Here is a 13361-nt window from a genome sequence, read left to right on the forward strand (position 1 = left end):
TTAATAGCCGAAAGAAAGACCTTTCAGCTGCATAGCTCCTTTATTTACTACCAGTTCATTATTCTGTATACCATCGAAAATGATGACCCGGTCACCCATTTGCTGTCCGGTCATTACTTCTCTTCTCTCAAAGTTGATTGGTGATTTCTTTATAAAGACGTAATTCTTTCCCTGCACGGTTATGACAGCATTTTTATCAATATTAATGAAGTTGCCTTCGCTGACTCCGAATGATACGGTAGCAAACATGCCGGCTCTGAGCTTGTTATCCTGGTTATTTACTATAATTCTGACCTTCGTCATTCGGCTTGTATTATCCATGACATCTGCAATTCCGCTGATGGTTCCCCTGAATGTTTCATTCGGATAGGAAGTAAATCTTAAAGAACACTGAGAACCGGTTTTAATTTTATCAATCTGATTTTCTGAGATATCGGCAATAATCCAGGCATCTTTACTAGGGCTGTTCATTAATTTTTCAGGGTTAAAACCTGCAGACTTCAGGATGGAAGTATGTTCGATAATTAAACTTTTTTCGGCAATAAGGTCAGCTTCTGCCGAGGCTTTCTCAGATTGTGCAATTGATTTTTCACTCTCTGCAAGAAGTTTATCGGTACGTGCGTCGGCAACGTCTTTTCCTGTGGCAGCCCCATGATTGGCTAAATCGACAAAGCGGTCAATTTCGATCTGCTTTTGCCTTATGATGGCTTCTTTTTGTCTGATTACGGCCTCCTTCTGCCTTACAATAGCTTCTTTCTGTGCAATGGCAGAACGGTGGTTGAGCAATTCCGAATAATTGGTAGTTAATTCAGGGTTGCTGAAAACCACCATATTATTATGGATCACCGTAGCAACTACCTGTGCGGGTGCAATCATATCCGCATTAATAACTTCAATGCCTGCCTTTTCCGTTTTGAAAAAATCAGCACTCTGCTGATCGGAAATCCGGATGTTTATCCCGTCTTTGCTTATGATAGTTGAGTGTATGATCTTTTCTTCCCTGACTTCTTCTTTACAGGAGCAAAAAGCAAGAGCGGTGAATAGTAATATGAAGAGATTATTTAAGTTCATTGTGATTGTGCTAAATTTTTTAAAAGACCTATGCTATTGAGAAGGAGGATCTCACTTTGCCGGTACTGTTTTATCATTTCAAAATATTCCTGTTGGGTTTCCAGCCAGGAGCGTTGTGCTTCCAGAAAGTCGATTATGGTAGTACCCCCTCTTGTATAGGCATATTTTACACTGTTCAGAATCTTTTGGGACTGTCTGATAATAGCATGGTATTCTTCCACATTTTGTTTGTAAACCTGATATTGGGACCATGCATTGGAAACCTCTGTATGTAGATTTTTCTGAATAGCCTCCGATTGATATTCGCTCTGTTTTTTTTGAATCTGAGCCTTTTCAATTTCCCCCTGGTTACGGCTGAAAAAAGGCAATTCCATTGCAGCTGAAACCCCTATATAAGGAACGGTATTTTGAGGATTATAAATAATGCCTATTTCCGGCTGAGGTATGGCAAGGGATTTTTGAAGTTTAATATTAACATCCGCCCAATGCTGAGTTTCTCTAAGAGCTTTGATATCAGGTCTGTTGTCCAGTGCAATCTGAACAAGGGAGTCCAGTGTGGGAGGAAATTCTATGAGGTTCTCATCATTTTCATTAATCAGTATTTCTTCATTTTGCCCTGTTATGAATTTGAGTTCATTTAGCAGCCAGTTATATTCCTGTCTTGTGTTTTTTAGCTGGATTTCATATTGTTTGGCAATGAGCTGGGTTCTGTACAGTTCGGTTTCAGTAATAACCTCTTTTTTATACCGGTAGGCATTAATATGAACAAGGGAATCGATATTTTCCAGGGCCTGTAAAATCAGGTCTCTTTCTTTTTGGGCTATCCATACTTCAATCCATTTATTGGCGGTATCTTCATACAAACCACGTCGTATTTCTTCAAGTTCTATTTCGGATATTTTTGCGGTGGACCGTGCTGCTTCTATTTTGTTTTTTCTTTGTCCGGCAAGCTGAAATGTTTTGGAGAGCTGCCAGGAGGTCTGAAGATTTTGCCTGTTCAGCCATGAAGTATTTTCCGTAAGCTGTGATTTTTTGGATATGTGTACGGTTTCGTAGCTTAAGGACAGATTGGGAATCAGCTTAGCAGAAGTAATATCGGTCTTCGCTATATCTACATCCAATGTATTGGCTTTAAGGAAAGGATTATTTTGTTCTGCAGCTTTTATGGCCTGGGACAGGGTATATGTAACTTGAGCCTGAGCAGAAGTAAATAGGGAAAAATAGATAGTGAAGACTAAGATGAAATGACGCATAGGTCCGGCCTTTATTCAGTGATGCAAAGGTAGGGACCTGTTGATTTATTGATAGTTAGAGATTACATAGAAAAAAATTAGAAAAGTATTAGAAATACTTATTTTAAATAGGAAGTTCTATAATAAAAGTAGTTCCGTGATTGAGTTCGGACTGAGCGGTAATACTTCCGTTATGTATCTCTATGATTTTTTTTGTCAGGGATAATCCTATACCGTTTCCTTCCGTAAAATATTTATTGTCTCCCCGGAAGAAAGGATCAAAGATTTTTTTCAGATCTTTTTCAGAAATTCCGATTCCCGAGTCAGAAAACGTAAGCTGTATTTTTTTTTCTTTATTTGTGATGACAACCTGAGATTGTAAATTATCGGAAAACTTACAGCCGTTTTCAAATAAGTTGGCAAAAGCTACCTGTAAGAGATATTCATTCCCTTCAATGGAAATATCAGAATCATCTTCAGTCTCCATATCAAAACAGATATTGACCTTATATTGGGGATTGAGCTTTTGTACCTGATGTCGTGCATCCAGTAAGATTTCGTCTATACGTACCGTCTTGAAAGTTATTTTTGAACGGTCATAATTGGCCCTGGCCAAATCGAGCAGGCTATTGGAAAGTCTGATAAGCTGTTGTACGTCTGTAGTAAGATTATGGATCAGAGAAGCATATTCATCATTGGTGAGTTGTTTCTTTTCCGAAAGTTCAAGCTCTGTCAGTAATCGGGTGAGAGGAGTTCTCAACTCATGAGAAGTATTGGAAACAAAGAGCTTTTGTGCTTCAAAAGAATTTTCCAGCCGTGTGAGCATTTCATTAAAAGTATTGGTCAATTCTGCCAATTCATCTTTATTGTCCTTTAGCGGAAGGCGAAGGTCGAGCCGGGAGGCAGATATGATTTTTGCTTTTTTTATCATATCCCTTACCGGATCGAACGTCTTTTTGGAAAAATAAATTCCTGTAAAGAAGATAACCAATATGGCAAGAATAAAAATAAGGATGCTGCTGTTCAGTAAATTATTCAGTTTGGTATATCCGTATTCATCATAGGCCGTGGCGGTGATCAGATAATATTCGTTTTGAAAAGGATATCGTACTCCTATTACCTGCCAGTCACCTTGATAAAAGCTTATTTCTCCCTTTTCATGGATACTTTGAAGCATTTCAGGAGTTTCCTTTACCATATCAATATCTACGGCGTCATGATAGAGCAGATTGGAGCGGGTATCATATATAGCCACCTCTACTTCGTTGAGGATTTTACGGTTGTTTTTATAGATATCCTGTAATGTTTTTTGAGTAATATCGGCATCAAAAAATAAATTAGCCTTAGTATAAGCTTCTTTTTTAAGAAGTGAATAAAATTCTTTTTCTCTGTCCTTGGCAGCCGAATAATAGATAGCAGTAGCAAACAACAATAAGATAATTGCTGTAATAAGGGTAAATAAAAGACTCAGCCGGGTTCTTATTTTCATTCTTCGGTTTTCAAGATGAATCCCATTCCGGATTTGGTGTGAATAAGCTTGTGATTAAAATCCTTATCAATCTTTTTTCTTAAATAATTGATATACACATCAATAAAATTGGTTCCTGTATCAAAATGGGTATCCCATACTTTTTCGGCAATTTCATTTCTTGAAAGGACACGTTCAGGATTGTTCAGCATGTACTCCATAAGTTTAAATTCCTTAGGAGTAAGCCTGATTTCTTTATTATCTCTTTTGACTGATTTAGTACTTAGATTCATTTCCAGGTCGCTATACACCAGTAAGTTTCCCGTTGGAATATTAATGTTGGTATTCCTTCTTAACAGAGCCCTGATACGGACCAGAAGCTCTCTCATTTCAAAAGGCTTTACCAGATAATCATCAGCACCGGAATCAAAGCCTTCCACTTTATTATCCGTAGAACCCAGTGCAGTGAGTATTAATATGGGAAGGTTGGGATATTTGCCCCGTATTTCCTTACATAGGTCCAATCCGTCTATTTTAGGAAGGATTACATCGGTAATAAGGAGGTCATAAGTGTTTTGTTCGAGCAGTTTCTTACCTTGAAGTCCATCATAGGCAGTTGTAGGGATAAAGCCATGTTCTTTTAACCCTCTGGAAATCAGTTGGGCAACCCGTGTGTCATCTTCTATAATAAGTATATGCATAGGGCAAATTTAAAGAATAATTTATCCATAAAAGAAGAAGAGGAAACTTTAGTTTCCTCTTCAAACCAAAAAAAATTACACTTAGTTATCGTATTTCTACCGATTTAAAGCGTCATTAAGTTAACTAATTATTTAAATTTTCATTTGTATTTTTTTTGGATTCCCCAAAATAATAACTGACAATAAAAATGAAGTAGAGATTTGTCTACCTTATTATTTCGAAATAAAAGTAGAAAATAGATGGATAGTAACAAAGGCCGGCTGTTTGAAATAAGTACATAATACGTAGTTTTTTAATGATAACAGCCCATATTTTATTTCAGCAGGTCATTGAACCATACATAGATATCCATACTTGCAGGAATATCCAGTTTTTTCCGGATGTTGTATTTTTTGGTTTGAACGGTCCTTACTGAGGTGAATGTATATTCAGCAATATCCTTGGTGGAGAAGTTTAAATAGAGATAAGCGCAAAATCTTAATTCTGTATTTTTAATATTACTGTTAATAGCAAGGAGCTTTTTGGTGAAATCAGGATGAAGACTATTGAACATAGTGAGAAACTCCGGGCTATTTTGCTTTGCCAGCTGAATAACATCTTCAAACCGACTATTATAATTATCGGGAGCTTCTACCTTATTTATTATAGGAGTATCTATTTTATCCAGTGTGACACTTTTTGCTTTTTTTCTGGAAGTAAGATATATCAGTAATAAGCAGATTAAAATCCCTATTGATAATATATAGATGAGTTTTCTGTTGCTTTTTATTAACTCTCGGTTTTCATCGTAATAATTCTCATCTATACTGTTGAGCAATGAGCTGTTCTTTTTTTTATTGCTGTTTTCCAGTTCTAGAATTTTTTTAGAATAAATTCCGCTGCTATCTTTTATATCCGTTTGATCGTAGAGGGTCATCAATCCCCAATAGACAGATTTTTTAAAGCTGTTTCCCGGTAGATAGTGCATGGCAAGATTTTTACAGATCCAGAAATGTTCCTGGGCCTTAATATAATTTTTCAACTTCAAATAAATTTCACCGGCAAAAAAGTTAGTGGTAAACTGCTGGTCGAGGTTATCAACTTTTTTCAGGTCTTTCAGGGCCTCGTCAATATAAATTTTGGCAGAATCAATTTTTTCTACTTTAAGGTAAATTCCTGCAAGGTAGGCAGTGGATTTATAACTGTTGTTGATTTTTGTTTTAACGGCATCCGGATTAGGATCATTTTCTTTTTCTTTTCTGAATTGTTTGGAGAGCTGATAAGCATTTTTAAAGTATTCTAAGGCTTTTTCCGTATCATTTATTTGTTCATAACAATTACCATATTGAAAATTGGTCCAATAGTTAAAATAAGTATTATTCTTGATGTCCTGCGGAATTTCTTTCAGCTTTTGAATAGCAATGGTATAGCGTTCAAGTTTTTGATAAATAGTAGATTGTATGATTTTCTGATAAAAAATAAGTTCTGAATCATTAGGGGAAATCAAATGTTCTGCATCTACTAAATTGGTGTAGTATAATGCTTTTTCCAGGTCATTATTATTATCGTTGATAAAAGCAATTTTTAAATATCCTAGGGCTACTGCTCCTTTATAATTTGATTTTTTTGCTACGCTAATCAGATTATCCAGTTTTTTCATATCCTTTTGACTGGATGAAATAAATGGAATGTTATAGATCGTTTTTTTTAATTGTTCTTCTTGAGCTGTTTGTGCAAAAGATAAACAGTAGCTGAAAAAAAAGAATAAAACCGAAAGAATTTTTGTCATCACGAATTAATTTTTAATATTCCTATCCCTAATTTGTCTATAATACTTCGTACATATTACATGCGTATCGTAAAATGAGGTACGTATTAGATACTTATTTTTAATAATACGCCTGTTTAAATCAATTCATGGTGAATTTAAAAAAGTACTTTTGTTTAGGATTAAAGCTACTATTGAATTTATTTATATGATGAAATATGGGGGATATTTTCATTTTTGATGTTTTATTTACTAGGTGAAATTAATTAAAATTTCGTCTTAATTAGCAATTTCTAGAATATTTTTAAATGCATACTATACAGAATCCCATTTTTAAATGAGAAAGACTAAGCTGAATAAGCTTGATATAATACTTGATATAATAATTATAAAAACATGTTTTTGATGAAGAAAAGACTTTTACTTTTGATTAGTATTTCAACTTTTTTTACGTTGAATGCGCAACGTTGGGAGCCTGTTTCCCAAAAAACTTCTCAGCTGAGAAAAGAGGTTGAGGTCCAGTATGCTTACCGTGTAGATCTTTCGTCTTTAAGAAATCTATTACAAGATGCGGTTGAAACAGGACCGGGAGCGAAACCCATCGTAGTTTCTCTTCCTACGGTGGAAGGAAAAATAGAGAAATTTGCTGTGTACAGCAATCCTGTTATGGAAAAGTCCATGGCAGAACGCTATCAATTGGGCTCTTATGTGGGGGTTGGAATAGATGATCCCTCCAAATATATAAGATTCAGTACTTCTCCTACCGAGCTTCAGTCGCTGATCATTAAAGATGGAAAATTTCAGTTTATTGAGCCTATTAGTACCGATAAGCAGGTATATGGTGTATTTTATAAGACAAAAAGAAATTTCGGGAATGGAGGTTTTGAATGCTCTACGGGAGAGAAGAATATTAAGGATATCATTAAACTTAAAGAAAACGGGAAAAAAAAACTTTCAAACGTAGGAATAACGAGTAGACCTTCGAATACAAAATACCGTACCTACAGATTAGCTCTTTCTACAACAGGAGAATACACACAGCATTTTGATCCTAGTGGCGGAATTACCAATACTGTCAGCCAGATGAACGCAACCATTACACGGGTTAACGGTGTATTTGAAAAAGATTTCGGGGTCCATTTAGTAATTCAGGATTTTCCTAATATTATCTATACGGATCCTGCTACTGATCCTTATACCGGAAATCTGAATTTACAATTACAGCAAACATTGAACACTCAAGTAGGGAATGGAAATTATGATATAGGACACGTCTTTAATGCAGCGGGAGGAAACGGAAATGCTGGAGGTATCGGAGTTGTTTGTACCGATCCTGCTAATGGTGATAATGAGTCTTTAGGTAAGGGGGCTGGCTTTACACAAAGTTCCAATCCTGTCGGGGATACATTTGATATTGATTATGTAGCTCATGAAATGGGACATCAGCTGGGGGCTAACCATACTTTTTCCAATACAACTTCCACGGATGCATCAGAAAGTGTAAATGTTGAACCCGGTGGAGGAACAACCATCATGGGATATGCAGGTATTACTTATGACAATGTTCAAATGAACTCAGATGCTTATTTCCATTATATTTCCATAGACCAGATTTTAAACAATCTGGAAACTAAAACTTGCGGAACTTCTGAGGAAGTCAGTATCAATACTGCACCTGTAATCTCTCCGCTTTCTTCTTATACCATACCGAAGGGAACTGCTTATTATCTTGAAGCTTCTGCTACTGATGCGGATCCTTTAAATTATACTTGGGAACAATATGACAGTACGGATGACTATTCTACCATTTCGGGGGATAGTGGCTGGGGGTATAATCCTAAAGGAGCTCTAACAAGATCATACTTCGGTACGTCAAGCGGAAGAAGATATTTTCCTAGCTTACCCATTGTATTGAATGGTAATCTAACGGATAAAACGGCTTGGGAAACAGTTTCTTATATTCCAAGAACTTTACATTACGCGGTGACGGTACGTGATGAAAATACGGTACGCCCACTGCTTTCATCTTCCGAGACCACCGTTACGGTAGGGAATGAAGGACCTTTTAAATTTAACGGACTTACTTCTTCCACCGTATTATATAATAATGCAACCAATACGCTGGAATGGGATGTCGCAGGTACAAATCTGGCACCTTATAATGTCTCGAATGTTAAAGTAGATTATACTACAGATAACGGAAATACCTGGACTGATTTGGTTGCCTCTACTCCTAATACAGGAAGTTATGTTACTCAGTTTCCAACTGATTTATCAGGGGCAGTAAAGCTTCGAATTTCTGCCATAGGAAATATTTTTTATGCAGTGTCCCCTTCTATTATTATAGGCAGTGCGCCGACCTCACTATCGGAAGCTCCTACAGGAGTTTCTACAATAGATACCGAAGTGTTTAAAACAACAGCAAGAATATCCTGGAATAGTGTTCCGGGGGGAACATACTCTATCAACTACAGAAAGTCAGGAACTGCCAACTGGAACAATACAACAAGTAATAGCCCTTCTGTTGTGCTCAGTAGCCTTGAAGATGAAACGGATTATGAAGTTCAGGTGGCAGCGGTTGTAAATAATGTATCAGGTAGTTTTTCAGCTCCTTACAGTTTCAAAACTAAAGGATTAAAAACAGGTGTGGACTATTGTATATTAAATTCCGGGTCACCCTATGCAGGAGCAATAGGCAGGGTACAGGTAAGTAATGTAAACTATTTAGATTTGGCATTCAGGTCTTATAAAGATATCAGTGAAGATGCCAGCAAGATTATCAATCTGGTAAAAGGGAACTCATATCCTATTAAGATTTATGGGCTGTACCGCCTTCCTTTAAATATGACCTATAATGTGTGGATAGATTATAACAGAAACGGAATATTTGAAACTGATGAAAAAGTATATACGAGTGGAGCAATTTCTCCTTCCAGCAGTATTGTAAGTCTCACGGGTAACTTTACGGTACCATCTACCGCTTACTCGGGTGATAAGACTTTAAGAATGCGTGTGGCCAGTAACTATTCTGTTCCATTGAATATTGCCTGTGATGAACTTCCGGGAGGAGTAGGAGGAGTAGTGGATTTGAGTGTGAAAATATCTGATAATGCGCTTGCTGTTAATGAGATTAAAGCAGTGAAGTCCGGCATTGAGATTTATCCTAATCCTGCAGATACTTTTATAGGAGTGAAAAATACAAAAGGCAAGACAAGTTATAAAATTTATAGTGCTGATGGCAGGCTGATCCAATCAGGTAAGGTTAATGATCAACTGATAGATATATCAGGTTTGATAAAAGGAATATACCTAATTAGCATCCAAGATGAGAATACAATATATAATTCAAAGTTATTGAAAAGGTGAAGGTAAAAACACAAGAGGATTTATACCCGGCTTATTACATATAATATGCGGGGCTGGTATTAAATTCTAATAACAGAAAATTATTTCGAACCAGTTTACTGTTAAAAACCAACGAACCATTTTTGTATATTATCTCTCATGGATGTGAAGCTTGAGCATATGCTCAAGCTTTTTTATTTTTTTAATATAAAAATTTATCAGAGTGTAATGAAATGACGTTAATCAATTTGAAAAATATACGTATTAGGTACGGGAATAGATACTGCTTTCCTAAAGAAGTGATGTTTAATTGAGATAAAAATATAATTTTGTCACCAGAAGTTAACTTTATCTGTTAGCATAAATAATCTCTATTCAAGATTATTGAAAAGATAAAACTACCTCTTATGATAGCGGCTGAATAAAATAGCCTGTTAACATAAAGAATGTTTTCATATATAAAACCATTTATTTCTCACAAAGATAAAAGCTCGGGTATATTGCCTGGGCTTTTATTATTTTATTGTCCAGTCCTGAAATAAGTTGACAGTAAATCAACTTATATTATGAAAGATCAAGAATTAAAAATTAATTAATATAATTAAATATTAAAAGGTGAGAAGTATCTCTAAGCGATGTAAATTGTTTTCAAATCAATTTTTTCAAATATATTTAAATTTAAGATTCACGTAATAGTGAATTAATAATTTGTTTGTATACTTGTGGTTATAATCACAAAGAAAATTATGTTTAATTAAAAAAGAACAAGACATTTATGAAAAAAATTATGCTATTAGCTGCATTTGGTGTAGCTGGATTAGTAAACGCAAAAAACACTACATCTTTAAAAGGAGAAGAGGAAAAAGCCCTAAAAAGTAAGGAAATTAAAGCAAACCCTAAGTCTCAAAAAGTCTTTAAAGCATCTGTCAAGCTTCTAAAGCCTCAAGTTTGGATGGCACAAACTGATTGTGGTTGGACAGCAACAACGACTCAAGATTGGACTCCGGCACAAGCAAATGCATGGCTTGAGCAACTTAACGCCAATTATTGTGGAGGTTAATTGATGTTTTAACGTATTTGCACTTATAAAATATTAACTTAATTTATAAGTGCTTTTTTTAGAATTTAAATAATTTGTATGTGTCACAATAAAAAAATATTACAATTCTTAATTTTATTTTCAAGTATTTTTAGCTACTCTCAATTTTACAGGAAAGATACTCTGCGTGGTGACTTTATATATTTGCTGAAAGCTAAATTGAATACACAAAGTAATCATATACATGAAGAATATTTTTCATTACAAATAGGGGATAATCGTGCATTTTTTGCTAGTGTTCAGTCTATAAAAGCCGATTCTGTATATCAAAAAATTCCACACAAAAAATTAGATAATGGTGCAATATTAATTAGTGCAAAGGGAATGTCTATACCTAAAACAAAATTCCCATATAGGATCATTCAATCTGGTGAAAATATTCAATATTTTCGTTGGGTTGCAATGACAGCACTTACTTATAAAGAACCAATTATTGATAATTGGAAACTTATTAATGAATCAAAAGTAATTAATTCATTCAATTGTAAAAAAGCAGAGGTTAGTTATAAAGGAAGAAATTGGATTGCTTGGTACTCAACAGAAATTCCATTTCCGTATGGTCCATATAAATTCGGTGGGTTACCAGGACTGATAATTAAAATAGTAGATGATAAAGGAGATTATGATTTTGAGCTTGTAAAATCTGTATCTAATACGAAACTCAATGGCAAATTGACAAGTATTAATATAGAAAAGTACAGAGATGCTGTGGAAACCACTCAGTATAAATTTGAGAAAGCACTAAAAAATGCAAATGAAAATGCAATTGGTATACTTCAAAATTCGGGGACTACAATTATACAAGGACAAGAAATATTACAGCAAAGAATTAAAGAACGACAATTAAACTTAAAATATGAAAATCCTATAGAGCTAAGTATTGAATAAAATTTAAAAATGAAAGCACCTTATTTTAAGGTACTTTTCTTAAAATCTTTCTCCCAAATTTCTAAATGCTTTCTCGGCGAACTCTTCAATTTCCTTTACAATATCTTTTCTTCGCTGGCTATCATCTACTAATAACTTACAATTATTCATCCCTGGATAATTAATTTTTAAAAAATATGTTACAAAATTGAAGCTGAATTAATACTCTGGGGGTAGATTTGGGGGTAAAAACAAAAAACCGTCCTTAAATAAAGACGGTTTGTAGACCCACAGGGACTGTAAGTATTTAATTAATCAAAATTGATATTAATCTTGTTTATTTGTGGCTTTATTGTAAGTTATTGTATATTAGTGTTTAATTTTGCATTATTATTATTTGGTAGTTAAATAAAATAAAATAGATTTAAAATAAAATGAATTAGTATTGACTAAAAATTGACTAAATTATTATATTTGTATTATTCAAATTTTAACACCAAATAAATGGCTACAGTCAAATTTATCCTTCAGTCCAAGAAGTCCAATTCCCCTATCTATGCCCGCTTTTCTGTAGGAGTTAATCAAGTTTATAAACGTAAGACTCGAGAAATTGTAAATCCTGAAAATTGGAATCCTAAAAAAGGGTCTGTTATTCAAAGAACGGCTTTATCTAAAGATGATTTACAAAGACAAAATGAATTGGCAGGTACCTTAAATAAACTTGAGATATTTATTTTAGAACAGTATGGAAAAAGAATAGAAACTGAAGTAATTAATGGTGATTGGTTAGAAGAAGTTATTACTGCTTATTATTCTGGAGGTCGTAAATTTGAACAATTGGATTTTATAGAGAATTATTTAGAACACTATAAAACAAATATTTTACCTTTTAGAAAATATAAAGGTAAACCAATTACATTCAGAACTAAACAAAAACAACATACTATCATCGAAAAGTTTCAGGATTTTTTAAAGACTGAAAAGAAAAGACTAAAAGTATCTGATTATAATATTGCTGTAGGAAATAGATTTGTTATATTTTTAAGAGAGCAATATTTAAGTGATAATACAGTTGGGAAATATCTAAAATATACTAAAACAATTTTCAAAGATGCTAAGATTGAAAATATTCTGGTTAATGAACAATTAAGTGAAATCAGGGGATTTACTACAGACACACCAACTCCTTATTTAAAAGTAGAGGAACTAGAGAAAATACAGAAATTGCTGATTGTTAACGAAAGACTTGAGCAAACTCGTGATTGGCTAATCATTGGTTGTTATACAGGACAAAGGGCATCTGATCTTTTTAGAATGACTCCTGAAAAAATTATAAATATAAACGGAAGAGAATTTATTAATTTAAGTCAAAAGAAAACCAAAACTCCAGTTTTAGTTCCGATACATAAGGAGGTGAAAAAGATTCTTAATAAAAGAGAAGGGAATTTTCCTCCACAATATTCAGATAATTTGGAAAGCTCAAAAACTATTTTTAATAATAATTTAAAAAAAATATGCAAGCTTGCTGGAATTGATCGTCAAGAATACGGAAGGATTTATGATGAGGTTAAAAAGCATTATGTTTTTGGAAACTATCCAATGCATGATCTAGTTTCATCTCATATATGTAGAAGAACATTTGCTACAATGAATTATAGTAAAATCCCTACCGCTATTATTATGAGTGTTACTGGTCATAAAACTGAGACAGAATTTTTAGGTTATATAGGGATAGATAATAGTACCCTTTCTGAGCAAATGTATTCCTATTGGGAGCAATTAGATAATGAAGAAGATAAAAAAGATTTACACGTAAAAAATGTATATTAA

The 13361-nt window shown here is 34.1% G+C and carries 9 protein-coding genes; 4 read left to right on the forward strand and 5 right to left on the reverse strand.

Features of this window, described 5'->3' with window-relative positions:
* The 5 genes from ABJ974_RS02865 to ABJ974_RS02885 all read right to left on the reverse strand — a co-directional run bounded on the left by ABJ974_RS02865 (position 1) and on the right by ABJ974_RS02885 (position 6241).
* Positions 1-1071 carry an efflux RND transporter periplasmic adaptor subunit gene (locus ABJ974_RS02865; protein WP_419869880.1) on the reverse strand — a complete coding sequence of 357 codons (1071 nt, stop codon included), beginning with the start codon at positions 1069-1071 and terminating at the stop codon, positions 1-3.
* The gene (locus ABJ974_RS02870; protein ID WP_419869881.1) at positions 1068-2324 is read right to left on the reverse strand and encodes a TolC family protein; all 1257 of its coding nucleotides are present in this window, start codon (positions 2322-2324) and stop codon (positions 1068-1070) included. The genes ABJ974_RS02865 and ABJ974_RS02870 overlap by 4 nt, the downstream gene beginning before the upstream one ends.
* Positions 2325-2427: 103 nt before the next feature.
* Entirely contained in the window at positions 2428-3792 is a 1365-nt protein-coding gene (locus tag ABJ974_RS02875) for a HAMP domain-containing sensor histidine kinase (RefSeq protein ID WP_419869882.1), read from the reverse strand.
* Positions 3789-4472, reverse strand: coding sequence for a response regulator transcription factor (locus tag ABJ974_RS02880; protein WP_419869883.1), 684 nt, complete (start codon positions 4470-4472; stop codon positions 3789-3791). The genes ABJ974_RS02875 and ABJ974_RS02880 overlap by 4 nt, the downstream gene beginning before the upstream one ends.
* Positions 4473-4786: 314 nt before the next feature.
* Positions 4787-6241 (reverse strand): tetratricopeptide repeat protein, encoded by a 1455-nt coding sequence (locus tag ABJ974_RS02885; RefSeq protein ID WP_419869884.1) that lies wholly within the window; start codon positions 6239-6241, stop codon positions 4787-4789.
* Between the two features lie 384 nt (positions 6242-6625).
* Here ABJ974_RS02885 and ABJ974_RS02890 point away from each other — a divergent pair, with 384 nt between their 5' ends.
* From ABJ974_RS02890 to ABJ974_RS02905, 4 genes are all read left to right on the forward strand, one after another.
* Positions 6626-9586 carry a reprolysin-like metallopeptidase gene (locus ABJ974_RS02890; RefSeq protein ID WP_419869885.1) on the forward strand — a complete coding sequence of 987 codons (2961 nt, stop codon included), beginning with the start codon at positions 6626-6628 and terminating at the stop codon, positions 9584-9586.
* Between the two features lie 754 nt (positions 9587-10340).
* The gene (locus tag ABJ974_RS02895) at positions 10341-10625 is read left to right on the forward strand and encodes a hypothetical protein (RefSeq protein WP_419869886.1); all 285 of its coding nucleotides are present in this window, start codon (positions 10341-10343) and stop codon (positions 10623-10625) included.
* A gap of 78 nt (positions 10626-10703) precedes the next feature.
* Positions 10704-11552, forward strand: coding sequence for a GLPGLI family protein (locus ABJ974_RS02900; protein WP_419869887.1), 849 nt, complete (start codon positions 10704-10706; stop codon positions 11550-11552).
* A 483-nt stretch (positions 11553-12035) separates the two neighbouring features.
* Complete coding sequence (locus ABJ974_RS02905; RefSeq protein WP_419869888.1) at positions 12036-13361, forward strand: site-specific integrase; 1326 nt, start codon at positions 12036-12038, stop codon at positions 13359-13361.

This window comes from Chryseobacterium sp. CT-SW4, from assembly GCF_048572715.1.
GTDB lineage: Bacteria > Bacteroidota > Bacteroidia > Flavobacteriales > Weeksellaceae > Chryseobacterium.